This window comes from Kastovskya adunca, from assembly GCF_059505785.1.
On sequence record NZ_JCACLG010000027.1, the window covers coordinates 1 to 24785 of the forward strand.

19 protein-coding genes are annotated in these 24785 nt (G+C 48.7%); 9 read left to right on the forward strand and 10 right to left on the reverse strand.

Annotated features, from left to right (window positions below):
• The first annotated feature begins 277 nt into the window (after positions 1-277).
• From AC5JR3_RS10565 to AC5JR3_RS10575, 3 genes are all read left to right on the forward strand, one after another.
• A complete protein-coding gene (locus tag AC5JR3_RS10565; protein ID WP_495845675.1) occupies positions 278-1723 on the forward strand; it encodes an efflux RND transporter periplasmic adaptor subunit in 1446 nt (481 codons plus the stop codon).
• A 71-nt stretch (positions 1724-1794) separates the two neighbouring features.
• A complete protein-coding gene (locus tag AC5JR3_RS10570) occupies positions 1795-3012 on the forward strand; it encodes an ABC transporter permease (RefSeq protein ID WP_495845755.1) in 1218 nt (405 codons plus the stop codon).
• A 198-nt stretch (positions 3013-3210) separates the two neighbouring features.
• Entirely contained in the window at positions 3211-3969 is a 759-nt protein-coding gene (locus tag AC5JR3_RS10575) for an ABC transporter ATP-binding protein (protein ID WP_495845677.1), read from the forward strand.
• Between the two features lie 251 nt (positions 3970-4220).
• Here the strand turns inward: AC5JR3_RS10575 and AC5JR3_RS10580 are convergent, their stop codons facing one another.
• Both AC5JR3_RS10580 and AC5JR3_RS10585 read right to left on the reverse strand, forming a co-directional pair.
• Entirely contained in the window at positions 4221-4691 is a 471-nt protein-coding gene (locus tag AC5JR3_RS10580) for a hydrocarbon-binding protein (protein ID WP_495845679.1), read from the reverse strand.
• A 268-nt stretch (positions 4692-4959) separates the two neighbouring features.
• Positions 4960-5493, reverse strand: coding sequence for an orange carotenoid protein N-terminal domain-containing protein (locus tag AC5JR3_RS10585; protein ID WP_495845681.1), 534 nt, complete (start codon positions 5491-5493; stop codon positions 4960-4962).
• 220 nt (positions 5494-5713) lie between these two features.
• On the opposite strand from AC5JR3_RS10585, the gene AC5JR3_RS10590 reads away from it, so the two are divergent.
• Positions 5714-6037: a hypothetical protein gene (locus tag AC5JR3_RS10590; protein ID WP_495845683.1), complete on the forward strand. Its 324-nt coding sequence runs from the start codon at positions 5714-5716 to the stop codon at positions 6035-6037.
• 159 nt (positions 6038-6196) lie between these two features.
• Positions 6197-7984, forward strand: a complete 1788-nt coding sequence (aspS, locus tag AC5JR3_RS10595) for an aspartate--tRNA ligase (RefSeq protein WP_495845685.1) — start codon at positions 6197-6199, stop codon at positions 7982-7984.
• 165 nt (positions 7985-8149) lie between these two features.
• Here aspS and AC5JR3_RS10600 read toward each other — a convergent pair whose 3' ends face one another.
• Positions 8150-9046 carry a phosphodiester glycosidase family protein gene (locus tag AC5JR3_RS10600; RefSeq protein ID WP_495845687.1) on the reverse strand — a complete coding sequence of 299 codons (897 nt, stop codon included), beginning with the start codon at positions 9044-9046 and terminating at the stop codon, positions 8150-8152.
• A 2-nt stretch (positions 9047-9048) separates the two neighbouring features.
• On the reverse strand, positions 9049-9792 hold the full coding sequence (locus tag AC5JR3_RS10605; protein ID WP_495845689.1) for a 4'-phosphopantetheinyl transferase family protein: 744 nt from the start codon (positions 9790-9792) through the stop codon (positions 9049-9051).
• Between the two features lie 188 nt (positions 9793-9980).
• On the opposite strand from AC5JR3_RS10605, the gene AC5JR3_RS10610 reads away from it, so the two are divergent.
• From AC5JR3_RS10610 to AC5JR3_RS10620, 3 genes are all read left to right on the forward strand, one after another.
• Positions 9981-10670 (forward strand): tetratricopeptide repeat protein, encoded by a 690-nt coding sequence (locus AC5JR3_RS10610; RefSeq protein ID WP_495845691.1) that lies wholly within the window; start codon positions 9981-9983, stop codon positions 10668-10670.
• A gap of 154 nt (positions 10671-10824) precedes the next feature.
• Entirely contained in the window at positions 10825-11670 is an 846-nt protein-coding gene (locus tag AC5JR3_RS10615; protein WP_495845693.1) for a caspase family protein, read from the forward strand.
• Positions 11555-13006 (forward strand): DUF4384 domain-containing protein, encoded by a 1452-nt coding sequence (locus tag AC5JR3_RS10620; RefSeq protein ID WP_495845695.1) that lies wholly within the window; start codon positions 11555-11557, stop codon positions 13004-13006. Before AC5JR3_RS10615 ends, AC5JR3_RS10620 begins: the two co-directional genes overlap by 116 nt.
• A gap of 105 nt (positions 13007-13111) precedes the next feature.
• Here AC5JR3_RS10620 and AC5JR3_RS10625 read toward each other — a convergent pair whose 3' ends face one another.
• Together AC5JR3_RS10625 and AC5JR3_RS10630 are read right to left on the reverse strand one after the other, a co-directional pair.
• Complete coding sequence (locus tag AC5JR3_RS10625; protein ID WP_495845697.1) at positions 13112-16009, reverse strand: CHAT domain-containing protein; 2898 nt, start codon at positions 16007-16009, stop codon at positions 13112-13114.
• A 229-nt stretch (positions 16010-16238) separates the two neighbouring features.
• On the reverse strand, positions 16239-18401 hold the full coding sequence (locus AC5JR3_RS10630) for a S8 family peptidase (RefSeq protein WP_495845699.1): 2163 nt from the start codon (positions 18399-18401) through the stop codon (positions 16239-16241).
• A 309-nt stretch (positions 18402-18710) separates the two neighbouring features.
• Here AC5JR3_RS10630 and AC5JR3_RS10635 point away from each other — a divergent pair, with 309 nt between their 5' ends.
• Positions 18711-20030, forward strand: coding sequence for a hypothetical protein (locus AC5JR3_RS10635; RefSeq protein ID WP_495845701.1), 1320 nt, complete (start codon positions 18711-18713; stop codon positions 20028-20030).
• Between the two features lie 185 nt (positions 20031-20215).
• On the opposite strand, the gene AC5JR3_RS10640 is transcribed toward AC5JR3_RS10635, so the two are convergent.
• From AC5JR3_RS10640 to AC5JR3_RS10655, 4 genes are all read right to left on the reverse strand, one after another.
• Positions 20216-20752 (reverse strand): DUF2062 domain-containing protein, encoded by a 537-nt coding sequence (locus AC5JR3_RS10640; protein ID WP_495845703.1) that lies wholly within the window; start codon positions 20750-20752, stop codon positions 20216-20218.
• A 262-nt stretch (positions 20753-21014) separates the two neighbouring features.
• The gene (locus AC5JR3_RS10645) at positions 21015-22154 is read right to left on the reverse strand and encodes a mechanosensitive ion channel family protein (RefSeq protein WP_495845705.1); all 1140 of its coding nucleotides are present in this window, start codon (positions 22152-22154) and stop codon (positions 21015-21017) included.
• Positions 22155-22164: 10 nt separating this feature from the next.
• Positions 22165-23262 carry a mechanosensitive ion channel family protein gene (locus tag AC5JR3_RS10650; RefSeq protein ID WP_495845707.1) on the reverse strand — a complete coding sequence of 366 codons (1098 nt, stop codon included), beginning with the start codon at positions 23260-23262 and terminating at the stop codon, positions 22165-22167.
• Positions 23263-23502: 240 nt separating this feature from the next.
• Positions 23503-24339, reverse strand: a complete 837-nt coding sequence (locus tag AC5JR3_RS10655; RefSeq protein ID WP_495845757.1) for a tetratricopeptide repeat protein — start codon at positions 24337-24339, stop codon at positions 23503-23505.
• Positions 24340-24785: the final 446 nt, after the last annotated feature.

The following is a 24785-nucleotide window of genomic DNA, read 5'->3' on the forward strand; positions in this document are numbered from 1 at the left end:
AGAAATAACCCCAGTAAGTTGGCACTAGACCTCTTGCAAAAATGTACCAGACCCCTCCCCAACCCTCCCCTTAGTAAGGGGAGGGGGCAAGATTTCAAGTCTCCCCCCTTACTAAGGGGGGATTAAGGGGGGTCTACTCACGGAATCTGAGCGTTTCACCTATGCGGGTGATGCCTATTAAGGGGCTGAGTGACTTTACTAGAAGATAGACGAGACAGATTCAGTGAGTGCATCTGACTTACGGCTTTTCTTAATTATTGCTTAACTGCCTAACTCGATGACCTTAGATATGGAAGTTCCCCTAATTGGTAAAATCAAGCGACCTCTCCCTTGGTTAGTCGGACTAATGGCAGCAGGCATTTTAGCGGTAGGGGGAACCACTTACTATCTTATTGGGGCAAGAACGCCCAGCACTAAATTAGATGAACTGACGGTGCCTGTGCAAGCCCAAAACCTCACCGTCCGCATTTCCGCAAGCGGCACGGTGGTTCCTGTGCAAAGCGTCAACCTGAGTCCAAAAACCTCTGGACGTTTGGCAAAGCTAATGGTTGAACAAGGCGATCGCGTTCAAGAAGGGCAACCATTGGCACAGATGGAAAATGCCGACCTTCAGGCACAGTTTTATAAAGCCAGGGCAGACTTAAATCAAGCTCAAGCGCGTCTGGCTGAGGCACAAGCTGGCAGTCGTCCGGAAGAAATTGCCCAAGCCAGGGCAAGACTTGCCCAAGCCCAAGCCCGCTTAAATGATACCCTCGCCAGAACGCCGACCGAAGTTAACCAGGCACTGGCGCAAGTGGAAACAGCGCGTTCTCGGTTAACGCTAGCTCGTTCGCGGGGAGCACGCTATGAATTTCTGACACAGCAGGGAGCGATCGCCCAAGACCAGCTTGAAGAAGTTTTGACGGAAGCCCGCAATGCGAATGCTGCCTTAATTGAAGCCGAGCAGGGCCTAAATCAGGTACGCAACCTCGTCAATCCGGAAGTGAATCAACTGCAAGCGGCGGTAGAAGAAGCAAGAATTGCCGTGCAGCAGCTAGAAAATGGTCGACGTCCTGAGGAAATTGCTCAACTGCAAGCCGCCGTTGACGCGGCAAAAGCGCAGTTATTGGGGGCGCAAGTGCAGCTCCAAGACTCGATTATTCGCGCCCCATTTTCGGGAATTGTGACGCAAAAGTATGCAACGGAGGGAGCCTTTGTAACGCCCACCACGTCTGCATCAAGTACAGCCTCAGCCACTTCGACCTCCGTTGTAGCGATCGCCAGAGGCTTAGAAGTCCTCGCCAATGTTCCAGAAGTGGATGTGGGAGAACTCCAAGTGGGTCAACCTGTAGAAGTTGTGGCAGATGCTCTACCGGATAAAGTCTTTAAAGGTCGGGTGAAATTGATCGCACCGGAAGCGGTAGTGGAGCAAAATGTCACCTCTTTTCAGGTACGAGTCGAACTGTTGACAGGTCAAGAGGAACTACGTTCTGGGATGAACGTAGATTTGACCTTTATCGGTGACCAAGTCAGCAATGCATTAGTTGTCCCCACCGTGGCGATCGTCACTGAAGATGGGGAAACCGGGGTGCTGGTACCCGATGAAAACAACAAACCAGAGTTCCGACCGGTGACGATTGGTCCAGAGTTCCGACCTCAAACTCAGATTCTTGAAGGATTAACCCAGGGCGAGAGGGTATTTATTGAGCCACCCAAAGACTTCAATCGAGAGGAAAGAGAGTGAAACGGGAAGAGTCAAAAGGCGTAGAGACGCACCTGGAAAAGTCTCGAAAATCTTCGAGAGGTGCCCAAAAAATTGACCTCCTCGACAGCATCAAAATGTCAGGTAGGACGCTGGTTGCCAATAAACTACGGAGTAGTTTGACGATGCTGGGAATCATCATCGGCAATGCTTCCGTGATTGCCATGGTGGGGATTGGACAAGGTGCCCAACGTTTAGCATCAGAGCAGTTTGAGTCCCTTGGCCCTAACGTGCTATTTATCGTTCCTGGCTCCCAGGAAACGCGGAATACAACCTCTGCTGTACCAAGAAACTTGGTGCTGGAAGATGCCAATGCGATCGCCGAGCAAGTCCCTTCTGTAAAGGGAGTTTCGCCGCAAATCAACTCGCGGCAGCTTGTTACCTATCGCAACAAAAGTACCACCACCGCAATTACCGGAGTCACACCAGAATTTTTGACCGTCAGAAGCTTTAATGTTGCCGAAGGGCTGTTTATTACCAACCAAGACTTACGGCGCAATACCCAGGTCGTTGCTCTCGGTTCAGAGCTAGCAGAGCGGCTTTTTGGCGACGCTAACCCCATCGGTCAGCAGATCCGGATTAGAAGTACCTCCTTTCAGGTTATTGGTGTGATGAAGTCAAAAGGTGCCGCACTGGGAGATAATCCAGACGAGTCGGCGTATGTGCCCCTTACCACCCTAGCTAATCGCCTAGTCGGAAATACTTCTCCCTACGGACTAGAGCTGACTTACATTACCGTCTCTGCCAAAGATCCAGATAGTACCGGAGCCGCCAAGTTTCAGATTGAGAATTTGCTGCGACTGCGGCACAAAATTAACGGGGAAGATGACTTTACCGTCAGAGCGCAGCAAGAACTGCTGCAAATTGTCGGTACGGTTACAGGTGGACTGACGATACTTTTAGCCGCGATCGCTGCAATTTCGTTGCTCGTTGGTGGCATCGGTGTGATGAATATCATGTTGGTTTCAGTAACCGAGCGCACTCAGGAAATCGGATTGCGAAAAGCGATCGGGGCAAGAGAGCAAGATATTCTAATTCAGTTTTTGATTGAAGCCGTGATTCTCTCTGCGGCGGGAGGCATTATCGGCACAGCATTAGGAATTGGCGTCGTGCAGGTGGTAGCCCTTTTGAGTCCATTAAAAGCCGGAATTTCACCCGTAGCGATTATCATGGCGGTCAGTGTCTCCGGTGGAATTGGCTTGTTCTTTGGCGTCGTTCCCGCCCGACGCGCAGCAAAACTCGACCCGATCGTCGCGTTACGGAGTGCTTAAAGTGAAGTATGAAGGATGAAGGGTGAAGTATGAAGTATGAAGGGCGAGAGGTTAGGGGTTATCGCTTCTCCTCATCTCTTTATCTCCTCATCACCCTCTCTTTTTTCTAACCTCTGCGTCCTCTGTGCCTCTGTGGTTTATTAAAACTCTTATCACCCCATCACTCCTACTCAGCACTCAGTAATAAATAACAGAGATATGCAAGATCGACTTAATCCTCAATCCCACCTCCAGCGCGATCGCAAGCCTGCCATTATCCAGATGGAGAATATTTTCAAAATCTACGGCACAGAGAATACTGAAGTCCGGGCACTAAACGGAATTAACCTAGTTGTTGAAGAAGGCGAGTATTGCTCGATTATGGGAGCATCGGGTTCCGGTAAGTCTACCGCCATGAATATCATTGGCTGTCTGGATCGACCGACATCAGGACACTACTACTTAGATGGAGTGGATGTCTCTCAACTGGCAGATGCGGATTTAGCCGGAATTCGCAATCTCAAAATTGGCTTTGTCTTCCAGCAATTCCACTTGTTGCAACAGCTCACGGCGCTGGAAAATGTGATGTTACCGATGGTGTATGCGGGGGTGCCTCAGAGCGATCGCCACGATCGCGCTACAGTTGCCCTACAACGGGTAGGACTGGGAAACCGCCTCAAAAACAAGCCCAATCAGCTTTCGGGAGGACAACAACAACGGGTAGCGATCGCCCGCGCCATTGTCAACAGACCCGTTTTATTGCTAGCGGATGAACCCACAGGCGCACTAGATTCGCGTACTACCCAGGAAGTGTTGGAGATCTTCACTGAGTTAAATGACAGTGGTATCACCGTCGTTATGGTGACGCACGAGCCAGAAGTCGCCCGTCTCACCAAACGCATCGTCTGGTTCCGCGATGGTGAAGTGCTGCACTCTCATCTCAACCCAGAGGAAATGATGCAAGTCGTTTTAGCATAAGATGTCTATCCTGCCCTAGGAGTATATGTTTGTACCCTCCTAAATCGCTCCAGACAATCTCCAAGAAACAGGTAAACAAGGCAGCAGAATTAGACCTTATTTCGCAGAAAACCCACCAAGTTCTGGAGAAACGATTGACTGACAGAATTTTTGCTAGAGTTCTCGGCTTTAGCATCTAATAGGTAATAGAGGTAGTGAAATTCTGGTCGTGTATCAACACAAGTACTGATCACCTCTGAAGCTAGTTAGGCTCAGGTCAATGGCGTAAACTCGAAGACATCATGAGTGCCGCCCCGGAGTACAGATTCAGTCTGTTTGCCTTGCAAGCGGTAATTGAGAAGTTGTTCTAACACACCCCAAATGGCACCCAGGGTGAAGGTGGAATTACGAGAAGAGCCTTGCGGTTCCCCAGCAGAACATACGGTTTCTGCGGTGTAAACCTTGGTAACATCCCCATCTTGAACAACTTTTTCAATTATGCAAAGGCGAGTTCCCTGTTTACCCAGAACCTGATTCAGCCTAGCTGTCACCTCATCCAAAGGGACTGATGAATTTACCAGTTCCAACTCCTCTGCAAGTTTTTTCCCCCTAGCCCGACCAGCAGCAAGTAGAGAGATCGCCGTCGCTCTTTCGCCCAGAGCGTTTTCTATCCCCACGATCACTGCTTTGAAGCAAGCAATACTAATAAAATCACCGAGTTCTTGTCGTAATAGTGCTGTCATCCCTGTTAATCCTTTCTCTATAAGAAGTCGATGTCTTGATTATGTGGCGACAATTTTCGATCTCAAATAGGGCTAACACGTAGATTCCAGTAGCGATTTCTACTTAAAACGAACTCATTTTGAGTTCGTTTTGCAATAAATAGCTCTGAATATGAATTCAACCCTTGGTACAAGTCAACCACTGTTCACCCGTACCAAGGGTTGTTCTGTACGTAAGTAAAAGCCACAGTATTCCACAGTTCCAGGGATTAACCGGACGGGATAAAACTTACAAACTCGATGTTTTGCCTGTTTCTTCCTGGGTAGGTATGCGCTGCACATCGCTGTAGCCCATCTCTCCAACGACGGCACGCATCATTGAGATTTGCGCTTCAAAGTCGAGCTTCTCAATTTGACTGAGAGCATCTTTAACGGGTTGCGAAGCTTGATAGTCTGAGGGCATGTCTACAACGTTCTCGCCCATTTCTTGCGCCCAGGCGTACCAGACAACAAGCTGGTTATTCTCCGTCAGTCCCCCATAGGCACGAGACATTTCTGTATCTTCTCTATTAACAATCTGACGCATGATGGCTAGTTGTTCGTCGTCAGACATATCTAGGTAGTCTCCTAGCAGACTAGGAGCGATTTCAGGATTAGCTGCGCCTGGTGCAGCCGGGGTAATCGAGTCGCCCATCTTTTCATAGACGTAGTAAAAAAGTGCTAGTTGTTCGTCAGTGCCCAACCCTTGAAATGCTTCAACAACTTTTTGGGTTTCGACCGAGAGAACGGAGGCGGATTGGGGACGATTTTCTTGTGCTGCCATATTTTTTTTCCTAAGCAAGTGAATTAATGTACAGCCTAGGCGTATCAGATTTTACGAAACCAAGTCGCCCTCCGATAGAGAGAGTTTGATTTAAAAAAAATGACTAAATTGCTCTTTGTTGTTAGTGAGCTTAAAAATATGCCTTAAGAGGCTAAAGCCTTAGGGATCGATGTTGATAAAATGAGCGGCACGATAAGAAAAGTTAAATAAGGAGCCGATTATGGCAGAAAGTATAAAACCCGATCCCAAAGAAGCCGCTGACATCCAAGAAGCCCAACTGGCGGCGGAAGGGATGGCAAAAGGTGAGGAAGCCAGGCAAAAAGTTGATGTAGAAGCTGATTACGAAGCCTCAAAAAAGTTCGACGTTAGTGATGCAGATAAATCGGGAGCTGGAGCGGCAGCAGCGGAAGCAGCAACAGCACCTCAGCAGAAGACCTTTCCCTCTAACGAAGATATGAGCAGCACAACGCAGTCAACAGGTAACCCTGAGGATTACCGGAAGATGGCGCAGGACGTTAATCCTCAAGCCGAGAACCAAGGTTAAACTCACTTTCAACAATTGCAGCAATCCTACCTTCTACCTCCTTCCCGTCCATGGGAAGGGGGTTTGTGCAATCGGTACTACAGAGTAAGGCAAATGGCGCTTATTATAGACTTCTAGCCTTTTTGACTTCTTAGAGCCGAAGTGACAACTTAAGCAACTATGCGTACTTATTATTGTGGTGAGCTGCGACCAGAACATATTGGAGAAACGGTTACCCTGTGCGGTTGGGTAGACCGTTACCGCGATCACGGTGGAGTAACTTTTTTAGATTTACGCGATCGCACCGGGATTGTCCAGATTGTTAGCGATCCCCAGCGCACCCCAGATTCTTACGAGCGGGCAAATGATCTGCGGAATGAATATGTGGTGCGGGTGACAGGGAGAGTGACGCAACGTCCCGAAGAGTCGCTCAACCCCAAAGTGCCAACGGGGGACGTGGAAATTTATGCCGACGCCATTGAGTTGCTGAATGCCGTGCATAAGCCGTTACCGTTTCAGGTGGCGACGGCGAATAGCGAATCGGTGCGAGAAGACTTGCGGCTCAAGTATCGCTATTTAGATTTGCGGCGGGAACGGATGCGCCACAACCTGAAACTGCGTGCAGAAGTAATCAAAACTCTCCGCCGCTATTTGGAAGACCAGAAAGGTTTCCTAGAAGTCGAAACTCCAATTCTGACCAGATCGACTCCCGAAGGAGCCAGAGACTATCTTGTCCCTTCCCGCGTCAATCCCAATGAATGGTTTGCCTTACCCCAGTCACCGCAGCTCTTCAAGCAAATTTTGATGGTGTCCGGCTTTGACCGCTACTACCAGATTGCGCGGTGCTTCCGGGATGAAGACCTTCGTGCTGACAGACAGCCAGAATTTACTCAGCTAGACATGGAGATGAGCTTCTTGTCTGAAGAAGAAATTCTCCAGCTCAATGAAGATTTAATCTGTCACCTCTTCAAAACTGTTAAAGGTATCGATCTCCCCCGTCCGTTCCCGCGCCTTACCTATGCCGAGGCAATGGGACGCTATGGTACGGATAAACCAGATACGCGTTTTGGCTTAGAGCTAGTCGATGTTTCTGACATCATGAAAGACTCTGGCTTCAAGGTTTTTTCCGGAGCGATCGCTAATGGTGGGATAGTGAAAGTTCTACCCATTCCCGGCGGCAATGAAGCGATTTCTAACGTGCGAATTAAGCCCGGTGGCGATTTATTCAAAGAAGCCAGCGAAGCAGGTGCAAAAGGCATCGCCTACATCCGCGTGCGGGAAAATGGCGAAATCGACACCATCGGCGCGATTAAAGACAACCTGACAGAAGAACAAAAACAGGAACTCCTGAGCCGCACCGGAGCAGAAGCCGGACACCTCCTCCTCTTTGGCGCTGGCGCTGCTGATGTTGTCAACAAAACTCTGGATCGACTACGGCAAGTTATTGGTCGGGAATTAGGGTTAATTGACTCCAACAAAATCAACTTACTGTGGGTAACCGACTTCCCGATGTTCGAGTGGAATGCAGACGAGAAGCGTTTAGAGCCGCTGCATCACCCCTTCACTGCTCCTAATCCTGAGGACTTAGACGACCTCAAAACCGCCAGAGCGCAAGCCTATGACTTGACCTACAACGGCTTAGAAATTGGCGGCGGTAGTCTGCGGATTTATCAGCGGGATGTTCAACAGCAGGTGTTTGAAACCATTGGTTTATCGCCAGAGGAAGCGTATAACAAATTCGGCTTTCTCCTCGAAGCCTTTGAATACGGCACCCCACCCCACGGTGGTATCGCCTACGGTTTAGACCGCTTGGTGATGCTCCTCGCGGGTGAAGAGTCGATCCGGGACGTAATTGCGTTTCCGAAGACGCAGCAGGCGCGATGCTTGCTTACTGATGCGCCTTCTGATGTTGATGCCAAGCAGTTGAAGGAGTTGCATGTCGCTTCGACTTATAAGCCGAAGTCGTAGTGATTCTCAGGACGAATAGCACTGGCATTGCTGATCTAGATCCCCGACTTCTTCAAGAAGTCAGGGATCTCAGGAGCAAGTTTGGCTTAAGTCAGTGCCATTCGACTTAAAGATAGATGCGATCGCAGATTGTCAATGATGCTACCGCCATCTCTCTGACTTCAGTCAGTTTTCTTCAACCAGTAGAACAGAAAAAACCGATCGCTGGATTGGATCTCCCTGTTCGTCTACTTTTCCAGAAAAGGTTTTGCCCTGGTAATAAAGAGAACTGGAACTTCCCCCATCCAAATTCATGGCTTTCTCAACACCTTGGGTTTTCATGAAGTCGGCTAGGGCTTTGAGGCTCATCCCGGAAGTGCTGGGCGTTTCTGGCTTTTGTGCCACCATCACTAGAAGCAGGCTACCATCCGCAGTTATCCCCACGGCGCTGCGAGCATTAGGGCGATCGCTGTCTAGGGAGTCTCGAATCACTTTCCCGTCAGCAAAATCTTGAAAACCCTCTTCAACTAAGCTTAGTTCCGGTAATAAACTAGGGCCACCTCCCAACGCATCCACTAACTGACAACCCATAGGAGTGGGTTCGCTGTGGAGGGCGATGTCGTAATCGAATGTTGCGCCACAACGGTAACGTCGAAATTCGCTGCGGTTGAGAATTTTGTTTAAGTAAGGGACAAGCTGGGAATTGTTGATCAGCCGTTCGTTGAGGCGAGGGTCGGCGACTAGGCTTCCTTGCTGGAGAATGTAGGAAGTCGTTTTTCGGTTTTGCGGATCAAAAAAGCCCCCATTCAAAACCGCGATCGCATTGTGTTTCTGGGCAAAGTTCTCAACGGTGCTTAACTGTGGGGATAAAACGGGAATCACTGAAAAGCGACTTCCAGAAGGAATCAGTAGGGTATGAACCACGCTTGAGGCTAGAGTATAGGAATCGTATCGGATTTCTTTCTTTGGCGGCAGTTGCACGACGGAAGAAGGTACGGAAGGCGGTTGATTACGGGGAAGAGAGATCAGCAGCGCCATCCCGAACGCGATCGCTACCCAGCTCCACCAAAAGATTTTTCTCATAATTAAAGAAACTGCCAGCGAGAAAGCTGCCAGCCTTTCCCTACAACAGCAACAGCAGCTACATAGTTGGAGGCAGGGGTTAATTCTAGAAGCACCCAGTCTTGATCGTTCTGTAAGGGGCTGGGACTGTTCAGCAGATTAGCGGGTGCTTCTGGAGTCAGGGAAATCTCAACTTTATCTAGCTGCGCCAGTCCCTCTCCAGTGGCTTTAATGCAAGCTTCCTTACAAGTCCAATAGCGAAAAAATGCTTCTTGCTTCTGGCTAGGAGACAGCGCCCGAATCGCCTCGTATTCTCCAGCAGAGAAAAAGCGCTTGGCAAGCTGCTCGGCATCAGAAATTGGGCGGAGATATTCTAAATCAATCCCAACCTGGCGCTCAAGCGTCACAGCATACAAAGCAAGATCATTTGAGTGAGACAAGTTAAAAAAGAGCTGTTTCCCGCCACAGCTTTCTACCAAAACGGGTTTACCGCGAGGTTGATAACGAAACTGTAGCTGATGCGGCTCTATAGCTAAGTAGCGACCTAGGAGGGTGCGGAGGATACCGCGAGCGGCAATAAAACGCTGCCGATGCTGCTCAAAATAAAACCGTTCAGCCCTTTGTTGCTCGTCTGGAGAAAGTAATTGTGCCAGATGTTGCAGCCGCCATTCAGGGAGGTTAAGTTCAGCTCGCCAGATATGAACTTCATCCTTTAATAAGCTCAAGTCGGCTGTGGGAGACAGCCAGGTGTCATTAGAAGCAGTCATTGATGAGTAGAGACTTTTATTAGCCTTGAATCCACAGTTTGCAGTCATCAGTTAAACGGCTTCTGAAGAGCTTAGTGCATAACTGGGAACTGCACCAGAGCTATGGGTTAGTTAACAAGACTCCAAACGGATTGCATTGGCGATCGCCAAAAAGTTCTCATACCAGAAATTAATAGATTTTAGGCATTATGGGATATCCACAAAAAAGTGCGGCACTGCAATGGCTGGGACGGGTTCACTTAGGTTTAGGTGACTATGCGAGTGCGGCTGATTACTTGCAACAGAGTTTAGCGATTTTACAGGAAGCTCAAGACCGAGAGGGAGAGCTAGGGATTTTGAGTGAGTTGGGGCGGGCTTACCAACATTTGGGTGACTTTGCTGGGGCGATCGCACTTTATCAGCAAAGTTTGGCGATCGCTCAATTTCTCAATGCTCCAGTCCGAGAAGCGGAAGCTCTGCTCAACTTAGGAAAAGCTTATCTTTCCCAAAACCAGTTAACGGATGCCATTGAATTTTATCAGCAGAGTTTAGCGACAGGAAAACTCAACCGCGAGGCGGAAAGTCAGGCACTCCTAGGCTTGGGCAGTGCTAATCAGTGTTTAAATAATTACACTCAAGCCATTAAGTATTACCAGCAGAGTCTAGCCACGGGAGCACTAGGACTCAAAGGGGAAGGCATGGCTCTATTTGCTTTAGGCAGCGCCTATTATTTCTTAGGGGATTATTTCTCCGCCATTGAATCTTTAGATCAAAGTTGGTTAATCGAAGAATCAATGGGCGATGTAGCAGCTGCAAGAAGCGTGAAAGAAATGATGAAAGCGGCTTTCAAAGCTTTAAGTCACTCAAATTCAGTATTAATACTAAAATCGGTTGACTAGGGATTAATGGTTTTAGGAAATCTCCTAGTCCGGGGTCAGTGAAAATATGCATAACCCCTAGTAACGCCAGAGATAACTAGATGTGGAACACTCCACCAGCTACTTATCAAAAACAACTTAACTAAATTCTGTCCCCAAGCTTGAGAGGTAGGTTATGCCCAGAATTAAGCGCCGTCAGTTCTTGCAGTTCGCTGGTTCCGCTTTGGCAACAATTGGATTGAGTCAGCTAGACCTACAACAACAAGGTCTTCGCTATGGCAAAGCACTAGCTCAAAGCACGCCGCGTAAACTCGCGCTTTTGGTGGGAATCAACGATTATCCCAACAGTCAGCGTTTTAGAAAGCTAAACGGATGCGTCAACGATGTCGAGTTGCAACGCCAACTGCTAATGCACCGCTTTGGCTTCAACAACAAGGACATCCTCACCTTGACGGATGGCGCAGCCACTCGAAACGGTATACTCACCACCTTTGAAGAACATTTAATCAAACAAGCCAAACCGGGAGATGTAGTGGTTTTCCACTTCTCCGGACACGGTTCTTACGTCAGCGATCGCGATCCCATCGATCCTTCCGGTAAAAACAGTACTTTTGTTCCCGCCGACGACAGCCCCCTGGCGCAAGAAGGCGTTGTCAACGACATTATGGGACAAACGCTATTTCTGTTGATGTCTGAGCTGAAACAAAAGACCGAGAACGTTACCGTGGTTCTAGATAGCTGTCATTCTGGGGGCGGTACTAGGGGAAATATTATCGTGCGATCGCTTGAGGGCGGAGGAAAAGCTAGCCAAGAAGAATTCCAGTATCAAGATCAGTTGATGTCTCGGTTAAATCTTACTCCTGCAAAACTGCTAGAGGAGCGCCGAAAAGGAGTAGCCACAGGGGTTGTCATTGCTTCGGCGCAACGGGACGAATACGCCGCTGATTACAAATATTCCCGGCTTTCATGCGGGAGCCTTTACCTACTTACTGACGCAGTATCTTTGGCAGAGAACCGCTGACGTTCAAAGCCTAGTCCAACGCGTGAATCGCGATTTAGAATATCTAAAGCTTCACAACCAAAATCCCTTAGTTGAAGCTTTTGGTGGAAAGACCAACCAGTTAGTTTATTTCACAGAACCACAAACGCCACCAGCCGAAGCCGTAATTCTTGAGGTCAAAAATGACCAAGCTACAGTCTGGCTAGGTGGAATCCAACCCGATAGCCAAGAAGCGTTTGGGAAGGAATCGATTTTCACCACAGTTGCTAGTAGCGATCGCGGCGAGACGCGGCTTGAAATGCTATCTCGCGACGGCTTGACTGGCACCGCTAAAATTCAGGGAACAGTGCAACCAGGGCAACTCCTGCAAGAGTATGCTCGCGTCATTCCGGCTGATTTGCGCCTGCACATCGGTCTCGATCCTTCTTTAGGTAACGAGGCGACAGCAGCCAAGTCAGCCCTAGAAAAGTTGAACCGAATGGAAGCGGTGCCTTCAAAAGCAGGCAATGAGCCATATCCCAAAGAGGTGCATTTCATTCTCAGCCGGACGCCAGCAGGCAGTATTGGTCTATTTTCCCCAGCCCTTGAACTGATTCCCGATTCTGCTGGTAGTGCTGGGGAGACAGTGACAGATGCAATTTCTCGCTTGCAAAGCAAACTCATTTCCCTACTCGCTGCACGGCTGATAACTAAAACACTAAATACCCAATCTACCCGCTTGAACTTGTCAGCAACTATGGCACTGGAAGAGCAGTCAAATATGGTAGTTGCCCAAGTAATTCCGCCGCGTGGTAGTTGCCGCAAACGAGATGATTATTGTCAGCCCTTTGTCTCTCGCGGAGAACCAGAAACATCTTTAAGAAAGCTGAAGGTGGGAGAGGCATTTCAGTTTCGCGTGAAAAACCAAGAGACGCGCCCTCTTTACCTAGGCATTTTGTTAATCGATCCAACTGAAGGTATTACCGTCTTCTTTCCCAATGAGTTCCAGGAAGGAGCGACAGCAGAATTAGAAGCAGCCTCTCAGATTCAGCCTGATCAAGAACTCCTAATTCCCGATCCAGCAAGAGATCCGTTTGTGCTGCGAACGAAAAAACCTGGGTTGGGAGAGGTGTTAATTGTTGCTAGCCACAAGCCGCTTACTGCTGCGTTACTGCGCTTGCAACAGTTAGCAACAGAGCAACTAGCAGCAACCAAAGGACGCGGTACAGTAACAAGCAGAGGAAGCGAAGCTTTGGATATAGTGGGCAATATGTTGGGTGATTTATCGTCGCGGGGGTCAGTTGCAGGTGTGGAAGCAAGGGCAGAGATGAATACTACACAAATGGGAGCGCTGTCGATTACCTTTGAGGTGGTTTAGAAGGCTTGAAAAAACCCTGGCGAGTGTGTAGAGACGTAACATGCTACGTCTCTATTTTGTGTAATTGCGTAGCTTTGTTGGCAAAACTCCAGAGAGTCTATGGGCTTACTGCAACTCCATCGCCCCCCAGTCACCGGAAGGAATGAACGCCCCCCAGAAGAAAGGATGCTGATACTGCGGGTTAGCCAGCATCTCCAACTGCACCTGACGCAACGCCTCGCTCCTGCCCTCGTTATTCATCAATCGCTGGTAATACTTCACCATCAAATCCTTTGTGCCGTAATCATCCACTTTCCACAAACTCAGAAGCTGACTTTCTGCCCCAGCCGTGGCAAAGGCGCGACGTAAACCATCAACGCCTTCGCCATTGATGACATCTCCCAGCCCGGTTTCGCAGGCAGACAGAACCACTAGCTTAGTACCGCGTAATTTCAGTCCAGCGGCTTCTAGGGCTGTCAGTACGCCATCTTCCGTACCACTTTGGCGGGGGTTGAAGCCTGCTAGGGCAATGCCACTGCGTAATAGGGGGTTTTCGTAGTTGCGGGGAGTGGCAGTTGTACCGGGACGGCGTTCTACTGTGGCAAGCGATCGCCCTAGGGAAAAAATGTTACTCTCGCCATAAGCCGGAGGTGCCACTAGTTCTACCTTGTCCAGGAAAAATCCATGGGTGGCGATATGCAGGATGCTGGGGGCATTAACTTGCTTGATGACATTTTCTGTCGCGTCGGATTTAGTCAGGAGCGTGACTCCTGGGAGTAACGGGGCAATGACTTGGGCTTCTTGAGCCGTACCGGGTAAAGGATCGAACCGCATTCTGGCAATGTCGCCGGAGCGTTGGTTATTTGTACCGCGACTGAGGGCGGTTTGACCTAACCCCCCTTGCAGGGGAGAGGTTTTATTACTGGCTATTTGTACAGCAGGATTGCCGGGGTTATCGAAGTCAGGATTAGCTACCAGTACTGGGGCGGAACGACTAGGGGAGGAATTTTCCAGGCGCAAGATGTCGCGTCCAGAACCGAGGTAGGTGATGGAGTAGTTTTCGATGAGGTATTGATTGTTTTCGTCAACTAGGGCGGCGAAGGGAATCAGGTTCAGTTGGCTGTCGGGAGAAAGTAGCACTTGGCGAGTATTTCCCAGGAATTGACGCACAGGCTGCATCAGGAGTTCATCGAGGGTGCGGGCGGTTTGCTTGACGTTTGGGTGACGGTTGCGGAGGGAGTGGCGGAAGTCTTCAACGGCTTGGTTGATGGGGGCGGCTTCGCCTAAATCTACCCATTTGGGAGCGCCTTGATCAGGTAAAACATAAGCGGCGTAGCGAGGAACACCGACCCTTTCATCGCGTTTTGTGGCTTTGGCGTTGTAGGGTTCGTACAATACCAGTTCTACCAAGGCAGCATCGGCAGGAATTAACGACTGCACGGCCTCAAGGGTTACAGGTTGAGACTCGGTGCGGAACTCAGCACTGCGACGAGCGAGGCGGTTTTCTTGTTCTTCAGTTTTGGCTTTCAACTGGGCAACTTGCTTTTGGTACTCTTGGGGTGGAGTATCCCCAACTCCGCTGAATAGTAGTGCTGCCAGTTGCGAGCGGGTAGCCGCTAATTCATCAAGGAGAACTTGGTCTTCGGGTTTGAGGTTTTGGCGTAAGGTTTGCAGGCTATCGGTGAGGGCATCGAGAACGCGACCTTTGCGTTGCAAAACGGTAGTGAGGGCGAGACGAACGGCTTCGGGATTGTTAGGTGCATCCTGGAGGTGTAAGGAGGCTGTCAAGTTTGTTGTACCAGAGATAGTAGCCATGTAGTCGCGTTTTTGTCTTTCCGAGCCAGTGGTGAGGATGAGGGCGAGGTTTTTTTCTTCAATGCTGGTACCACGAGTCAGAAATTCCATTGCCTCGTCAACGTTTCCCTGTGCCCAGTACAGCTCTGCCAGATTGTTGAGGCTGGTGGCAATATCGGGATGCTCTTGTCCCAGCACTTCCTCCATGATGGCAAGGGCGCGTTGGTACAAGGGTTCGGCAGTGCTGTAGTTCCCCATATCCCGGTACAGCGTTGCCAGATTGTTGAGCGTCGTGGCGACAGAGGAATGCTCTTGTCCCAGCACTTTCTCCCGGATTGCCAAAGAGCGTTGGTACAAGGGTTCGGCAGTGCTGTAGTTCCCCATATCCTGGTACAGCCCTGCCAAACTATTGAGGCTGGTGGCGACATAGGGATGCTCTTGTCCCAACACTTTCTCATAGATTGCCAAGGAGCGTTGGTACAAGGGTTCGGCAGTGCTGTAGTTCCCCATATCCCGGTACAGCGTTGCCAGATTGTTGAGCGTCGTGGCGACAGAGGGATGCTCTTGTCCCAGCACTTTCTCATAGATTGCCAAGGAGCGTTGCAACAAGGATTCAGCAGTGCTGTAGTTCCCCTGTAACTGGTACAGCAATGCCAGATTGTTGAGCGTCGTGGCGACAGAGGGATGCTCTTGTCCTAGCACTTTCTCTAAGATTGCCAAAGAGCGTTGGTACAAGGGTTCGGCAGTGCTGTAGTTCCCCTGTAACTGGTACAGCAATGCCAGATTGTTGAGCGTCAGGGCGACATCGGGATGCGCTTGTCCCAGTACTTTCTCTAAGATTGCCAAAGCGCGTTGGTATAAGGGTTCGGCAGTGCTGTAGTTCCCCATTTCCTTGTACAGATTTGCCAGATTGTTGAGGCTGGTGGCAACATCGGGATGCTCTTGTCCCAGCACCTTCTCCATGATGGCGAGGGCGCGTTCTGCTAGGGGGATGGCAGCAGCGTACTGCCCCTGGTTGTAGAGCTGGAATACCTGCTGATTCAGCCGCTGGGCTTCCTCTAGTTCTGCTAACTGTTGTGCTGATTGGGGAGGTAGGGGTTGTGCTGGAACTGGCTCTGGCACTCCTGTTAGTAATACCATCATCGCCACTAGGGTAGCTGCCCAAGGGAGCCATCCTTTTACTAACGCTTTTGCCAACATTGCTTTTACCCTCGGTTTGTTGTTCTTCATTGTTCTATCTCTGGGGCAAATTTGGTTATACGAATTACCGATGAAGAGGCGATGTCGGAACCCTACACCCCTTAGGGCTTGTTTTCAAACTATTTGCGATCGCACTCACTCTTGAGGACTCTTCAAATCCCCGACTTCTTGAAGAAGTCCGGGATCTAGCTCTAGCTCTAAGATTTCTGCTCCCCCCTTTTTAAGGGGGGCTGGGGGGGATCTCTGCTGGGGCAGGTTTTCACCGCTTCGCCGCTTCAACTGCGGCTTGAGCATTCACTAAGCCACTACCAAAGAAATACTGCTGTGCCGAAACGGGCTGATTGGGTTGGAAAATCCCGGAAGGACGCAGGAAGGAAAAATCTTCCGCCGTGCCAAAGCCGATCGCTGCTTGCAATCGATAATGATTCTCATCTGCTTTTGTGAGTGTTAAGCCTTCGTAGTTGGAGGTTTCTTGGAGGATAGTGGAGACGCGATCGCGACTTAACCCTCCGTTTTCCCCTTTCATCAACGCCACCACCCCGGATACCGTTGGCGCAGAAAAGGAAGTCCCTTGCACCTGCACGTAATTCCCCAGCGGATCGAGGGCGACTCCCCAGGAGTAATCGGGCAGCGATATCCCCTCCCAGAAGCCCTCAACCCCCGTCCCGCCAGTGGTGAGAATACCCCCCCCGGCGCTGGTTGAAATATCCCCACCGGGAGCCACCACATCCAATCTGCCGCCATAACTGCTGTAAAAGCTGCGATTACCTGTCAGGTTCGTCGCCCCTACAGAAATCACCCCCGGAATTGCCGCCGGGAAACCAACGCCATCTAAGCTTTCATTACCCGCCGACGCAACGATCGCTAACTGGGGATTGGCCTCCAGTACCTCAAATATTTGCTGCGTCAAATCCTCTACCGGAAGCAAGCCACCCAAGCTCATATTAATCACATCAACATCCCGCGCTGCTGAGTAACCAACTGCCTCAATCAGGGCATCCGGCGTAATCTGACCCCCCAACCCAAACACCCGCACGGGCAAAAACTTCGCATGGGGAGCGACACCTACCACACCCGTATTATCTTGAGGATTGGCAGCAATTACCCCAGCACTCCAAGTCCCATGAAACTCAGAGGCAACTCTACTCCGCAGATAATTCCGCAGCATACTAGCAAGCTGACCCCTGGATGCATCGGGATAGTAAGACTTTAAGGCACGCGCCAGCCGTGGGTATTCCTTCAGTAACTCATCGCTAGATAGAGCAAAGGATTTCTGAAAATCCGGTCGCATCACATCCAATTCTTCTTCGCTCAAGCGCGTATCCGGATCGCCCCCACCACCACTAGAGAAATCCCAGCCATGAACTTCACCCGGTAAAGGCTCCTCAACCTTCGCCGATTCGTAGACATTCTTGGCTAAATCGGGATGATCCCACTGAATCAAGGAATCAATCACCGCAACAACAACGCCCTCACCCTGATTGCTGTTTTTCCAGGATTCGGTAGCGCGAACATCGGTACGGGGCAATAACTGACCGCGCCGGGGAGTGCTGTTCAGGTGCCATTGCAGCGGTAACATTGCTGTAGAAAAGGGCGTATTTTTAGGTTGGGGCAAACGCGCTAAAAGCCTTTGCAGTCCCTCAACGGCGTTGGGAATCTCTGACAGCGAGGAGGCATTTGCCACTAGCGACTGCACTTGATAAGGAACAGACTGGACAAAATTGGGAGTTGCCGACTGCACTCCTCCTAAGCTACTCAGCCGATTCGCCACATCCAAAACTGCCGTACCCGATGTAGAGGTAGAGCGCACCAGATAGCGATTGTTGGTAAAGCGCAGCGGGCGAATCACTTCCAGCTTATTCTGCATCAACATTAGCTGCTTGCGACCCTCAGAAATTCCTGGCTCAAAGGAAACAACAATTTCATTCGGTAAAACGATCGCTTCCTCACTTTGATCCGATGAGGCTTCTGAGGAACTGCTGCGACTCAATACGGGCAGCGTTTCTTGCACATAAGCAGCCGCGCGAACCTGCTGAGTTACCGCTGCAATGGAACTCCGGCTGCCGCTGGGGAGTGTAACTAAGGCAAAGCGATCGCCTAGCGGCTTCACATCCACCGCTAACCCAGTAGCGCGACTCTCACCGCGAGTCGCGCTACTCCCGCCTTGTTGCAAGTCTTCCTGCAATTGCAGATAAAGCGGCTTTACCTCACCCCGCGTCCCTCCCCTAACTGATTTAAAAGCCACCGCAACAACATCCGATCGCAAACTCAGGGGAATCTGTTGACCATAGAAGGTGTAGAACAACTGCTCGTTAGATGTTTGTGCTTGAGCTAATCCTTGATGATGCTGAGGGATAACCGATAGATTTACACTTCCCCACAAACAGCTAGTTAATAGAACGCTAGAGACAAGACGCTTCACGATTTTTCTTCCTTATGAGTGGTGTCGCTAGCTATATATCTCTGAGGATTTTGGCAGATATGCAGGGATTGGCGTTCCTAATCGCCAACACCTTAAAAGTTTACTGAGTATCGCCCTAGATCCCCGACTTCTTAGAGAAGTCGGGGATTTCGCCTCCACGAAATTACTAACGATGAAAACTGCATAAGTTCACCAAGTTTAGAGATAAGTCGCGGCGTACCGAACGTTGCTACCCAAACCCCAGGAGATGAGAACATGGACAGTTATTAAAAAGGACTCATGGCTAACAATCAATAACTGATGACTAATATGAGTGCTGCATCTAAATATTGGACATTGGTGAGAATCGATGCTACAGGTGGGCGAAAGCTACAGGTAATTGCCTCAGCAAAAGCATTTTTCGCCTCAGCATTTCCCGATGCAGAGAGATTCGAGGTGCCGGATAAGCTGATTCAGCGCCAGTTACTGCACTGGATGCACGAAGAAAACCCAACTCAAGAGCCAGAGCGATCGCTATTAGCAGAACGCTGTTTGCTGTGCTTTATTTCTTGGCATATTGAGCGAGTGTGTCTGCAACTAGAAGCTCAGTTTGGTGTTGGACATGGTTTCACCTGTCGCGATTTATTGCCAATTGTCCTCGGTGATGATGGTAGAGGGTACCAACCCACCTCGCCGCCATTTCTTGCTAGAGAAATTTTGCAAAGCTTTGAGCTAACGCAAAGTGGTTTAGCGACTTGGACAACTCGACGCACAAAACACGACAAAGAACTGAATGCGTTTTTACTAGAACGGGGAGTTTACCTAGTTAGTGATTGGGCAATTCTCAATGACACTCGCCCTAGCCAGTTAGAGCGAATCCTCAAAGAGTTTCACCATCTGACGGCGATTGAAATCAGCCAAGCCAGGCGGCTTTTGGAGTCTTACCATGGGGTTTATCGCGTGGCTCGTCTCCAACAACGCCAAGGGGGAAGTGGGGGACGATGTGCTACACCGACAACCGAACAGCTACAACAAATCGCCTACCACCTGATACCTGGGGATGGGGAACAAAAAGACGTAATTTCTACCAAAAGTGGCTCTTCTCAATCTCCAAAACCTGAAACAGTAATGGCACAACTTCAACAGTTGGCTTCTCGACTGCGCCAGTACCAAATTCATGTCAGGGGAGGTTCTCAAGCGATTAAGCCACAGGGCGCTCTAGATAAGTATGACCGTATCCTTGAGCGGGTTCCATCGCCTCACTCTCAAAATATTCTTGCTCCTGAAGACGACCAAACTGAGTTTTTGCAGTCTTATCGTCAGCAGTTTCGAGTTTGTTTAGATGCAGCAGTTGCCCAGGTGACGGATGCACGAGCCAGGAAATTACGGCGTCAGTCTCCCCAAAAAGCAGAACAATTTTTGACAGCACTGCAACTATTTCATTGTCAGGGAACGCCGATGGGAGACATTGCCAAACAGGTAGGATTGCAGGCTCAGTATCAAGTTAGCCGCTTGCTCCAGCTCAAACCCTTGCGTGCGGATATTCGACAGCAGCTATTGGTGATGTTACGCGATCGCGTCCTCGCACAAGCCCAAGCCTACACCACGCCAGAACGCCTCCCCTGGAAAGCGAGATTGAAACTGCACTAGACAAACAAATTACTAAGATGCTCAACGAGGCAGAATCTGCCAGCCATCTGTTGCCAATGCGATCGCTTTAGAGCGCAACCTTTAACTATATGAGGGGGCTTGGGGGAGCTATAAGTCCCACACCATAATCTACCTGATTAGGAAGCCAACGCTGCAATATGAATGATTCAGCGTGGGTAGTTCACCTAGCGCTCAGAATAATGCTTACGCATTAATCTCCGTCGTTGACGCAATTTATAGGAATTTCGCAGGTGATCAATCAGTCTTAGCCCCATAAAATAGCTGAAAATGGAGACAACTGACGCAACAGCAAAGCAACCGACAAATAAAGGAAAGAGAATTTCTGTACCTAGCTCTTTGACTTCTTCCCAGGATTGCAAGCTGACGTTCGTTAACTCATGCTGGTTGAGCAGCATCTGACCGACATGAAAATTGAAGGCGTAGATGGGGATATAAGTGAAGGGATTGCTCACCCATGTTGCTGCGGCGGCGACAATCTTATTACCCCGAAAGACAACCGCCAGTAAAACGCCAAGGAGGGTTTGCAATCCAAAGAAAGGAAACAATCCTGCAAATATGCCACAGGCTAAACCCCGCGCGATCGGTTCTGGACGACCTTGCAGACGCACTGTGCGCCAATACAAATAGTTTAAGCCCCGCCTAATACTCTGTCTGGGGGCTTTGATTTTATTAGGATTGCGAAGTGGTGTTTTTTTTGCCACTGCAGGTAAATAGGGCGGACAACTTTGCAGAGATCTTCTAAACATAATGGCAAAAATATCAGCAACCCTCCACCGTCATGCAGCAGTTATTCCCCTTCGACATTTGGGGAAACTAAACTATCGACTGGGAGTTCTCCCTACAAAATACATCAAGACGTAAGCTGATAACTCTTGCCGACGGAGGATGATAGTAGGGACACTGTGATGAATTAGGCTCAACACAGTCTTAAACGGTTGCGGCTGCGATGGGATAGAGGCTATCCTAAATCGTCACGGGTGACTCAACGTAAATAGTTGGCTCATGCATTTTAAAATCTATGCCATAGGCGATCAACTTCTTAGAAATTTTTTCATTGGCTAATTCCAGGAGACGTTTGCGAAGTTGAATCGAATTGTCACTGGAACCGAGAATAAAGAACGAGACTCTAGCACGGGTCGATTTCTGGTCATCCGGATGAAGCAACGTAATATTGGTACTACCCGGATCGATGCCAAATAAAGAATTTGTGCTTTCTGTAATGACTTGCTGAACTAACGCTTGTTCCCGTTCTTCCAAAGTATGTGAAAAATCTAAATAAAGCAAAACCATCACCTTCTTCCCTCTAGTGATGTTTTCAATTTCTAAATTGGCAAAAATCGAATTTGGCACAATAAACAGCGTGCTTTTTGCCGAAGTGCGAATTTTAGTAGAGCGTAAACCGATTGACTCGACTCGACCAAACAAGCCTTCTGGAATTTGTTGCGATCGCTGTAAGCGAATGTATTCACCAGGGACAAAAGGACGGTCTAAGTATAAAACAATCGTTCCTAATAGTTGTTCCAAAGTTTTTTGGGCAGCAAAGGCAAGTGCTAATCCTCCAATCCCCAATCCCGCTAACAAACCCACCAAGTCAAAACGATTTTGAGCAAAGGCGAGAACGGCAATAAATCCAATAATTACATTGGCTAAGGTTTCAAATACTAGAAGCAATTCATCAACTTCTCGCCCGAACTTGCGGACGATTTCGATGCCATACACGCGGACAAACTGTCGAAACAAGCGTGATGCTAACCAAGCAAGGCTGACAATAACAGCTAAATCTACGAAAAAACTAAAAAAGTTATAAAAGACTGGGTATACTCTAATCCAAACCAGCGACAGAGAAATAAGAATTAACGTTCCCGCAATTTTAAATAATTGACTGATTGGATCGATTAAATTTTGATAAAAACTCGTCACCTGATGCGGTAAAAACCGTTGAATGATCAGCCTGATCGCTGATGGGGTATATCGCCCGATCAGCAAAGAAAGGAGAATAAATATAAATAAGCCTCCTAACCTAATTCCTAACTCAACTAAAAATCTCCGGGCAACAACGGTATCAATTTGAAAAAAATCTAAAAAATCAGCAGGAATAACCATTAAAAAAGTTCTAAATTGTAATGGGGGAATCGACGTAAATTGTTGGTTCTTCTATATCAAAAGCAATGCCATATTCTTTAAGCTGTTTGGTAATAGTTTGATTGGCAATATCCAGGAGTTGGCGACGCAGATCCATCGATACTTCTCCAGAGCCAAGAATGAAAAAGGTTATTTGAGACTGGGTTATTTTTTGTCCGTCTCCCCTGATAACATCTTTGAAGGTGACATTGGTACTACGAGCATCTATCCCAAAAATACCACCTGTGCTTTCTAAGATGACTTGCCGAATTAATGCCCGCTCTTCATTGGGAATAGTACGATAAAACGTCAGGTAAATCAGCGACATCACCTTCTTAGCACCTGTGAAATTCTCAATATTGACTTGGGTAAGTACGCTATTGGGAACTACCATTAATGTTCCTTTGCCAGAGGTGCTAATTTTAGTAGAACGTAACCCAATCGACTCTACTCTGCCAAATGTGCCATCCGGTAAACCAATGTAGTCGTCAATAACAAAGGGACGATCGAGGTAAATAACAATTCCCCCTAAAAACTGTTCTAAAGTTTTTTGAGCGGCAAAGGCGACGGCTAGTCCTCCTACCCCTAAACTGGCAACTAAACCCAAAATATTGATTTGATGCGTTTGGGCAAAAATAATAACTGCCAGGACAACAATTATAAAATTAGCTAATAGTTTGGCAAGAATTAAGAGTTCGCTATTAACCTTACGTCCGCTTTTGATCGCGGCGTCGAGGAGATAAAAATCGAAAAAACGCTTGAACAGCCGAGAACCAAGCCAACTACCTGCGATCGCTAAGGCTAAACTGATTGGCAGTTCGATCAAGCTAACGAACTTTGTTTTGGGAATTAGAAATAAGATGAAATCCGTTCCTAGTAAAGTTAGGACTAGCCCCAAAAAGCCTTTGTAGGGTTCAATGATTGTTTGATAGGCTTCCTTGATTTGGAAAGATAGGAAACGGTCTAGTAAAGAAGTAATCAACCGGGGGAGAGTCCAACTACCAACGAGTACTAATGCCCCACCTAGTCCTACCAGAGCCAGGGGTAACTCTGTATCGACACTAATGGTGTCGGGTAAAGCTTCAAGCATCGGGAAACTCCAATTTTAAGCGCTGCATGTCGATAGAACCATTAGCCGTTATGCTTTCTGGTTTGCTAGGATGCGCTTCCAGTGTATTACAGGTTTTTCACTTCCATTGTGCTGTTGTACTTTCCACTTACAGCAATTTTCACAGATTTTCCTGCTCTCGATGGCGGGAGAAGGGGTTAGGAGATGGGGGCGTTCTCTGTAAGCCTTTGTATAGGGAGAGGGTTGGAGAGCGCGATCGCCTTAGCGCACTTGTTCAAGCAGTTGTTCTGCCTTTATTGCCCACTGGGTATTACCTTGAGAGGTATAGAGGTTTTTGGCATATTGCAATACTTGTTGAGCATCGCTGTAGCGGTTCTGTTTGATAAAGGTTAAAGCTGCACCATAGTAAGCATTGGCGTAGTTGGGATTGGCGGCGGCTGATTGACGGAAGGCTTCTAGGGCAGCGTTTAAGTCTCCCTGGTTAAATAGAATGGTGCCTAAGTTGTAGTGAGCTTCGGGGTATTTAGGGCTGATTTTCACCGCTCGTTGAAATGCCTTTTTCGCCTCTTCAATTTTGCCCTGTTGCAGATAGGCTAACCCTAAGTGGTAGGACGGTTCAGGAGCATTGCTACTCAACGGGATGGCACGCCCAAAGGCAGCGATCGCGTTGTCCACTTCTCCTTGTTGAGCCAGTACTAAACCCAGGTTGTAGTGAGCAATGCCAGAGGTAGAGTCGAGTTCGAGTGCCCGTTCTAGGTAATCTTTTGCCTGGGGTAAGTTATTTCCTTCGAGTAAGGCAGCCCCTAAATTAGCATAGGCAATGGCAAAATCTGGATCAGCTTGGATTGCCTGGTAAAACGCATCAGCCGCAGGTTGCAACTGTCCAATTTGCCGCAAGGCTAATCCTAAGTTGTAGTGGGCGGGAGCGAGTTTGGGGTTGAGTCGGGAGGCTTGTTGAAAGGCGGCGATCGCTTCGGGGATTTTGCCTTGCTGCACAAGCTGAATTCCCTGATTGAGCTGATCGGCGGCGGCTGGAGTAGTTGGTGTCAGTCTCGGCAAAGATTGGGCGATTTGAAGCGTGCTGGGGGTTTGAGCCATGATTGGCGTTCCCACTCCCCACAGCCCCAATACACTCAAGCTAATTGTTAGCCACAACGCTCTGAGTAGGGGTGCAGGAGAGGAAGGATTAAGAATGAAATAGATTATCCCCATCTCCTCATCTCCCCACTTTCCACTTTGCCAATCGCCAGAAGTTTTGAAACAAATTCGTTTGCAACTGTTGCTTAGATTCATAAAAGTTAGAAATCATTTATAGAAAGTAGTGTTACTTAACTTTTATAGGACTTTCCCTTACAAGACATTGCAAGTATTGTTTCATCCCCTCAGAACGCGCTACTCTCAAAAGTTAAGACGATTAAGTTCGTTTCTAGTTTCGCAACTCAACTGAATTGGCACAGTTAGGACTTACGTAGTTAAGTAATACGAATCAGGGGTGGAGGCAAGATAGTAGCAAAACCCCAGAAGGGATCGCCACAAAACCCATT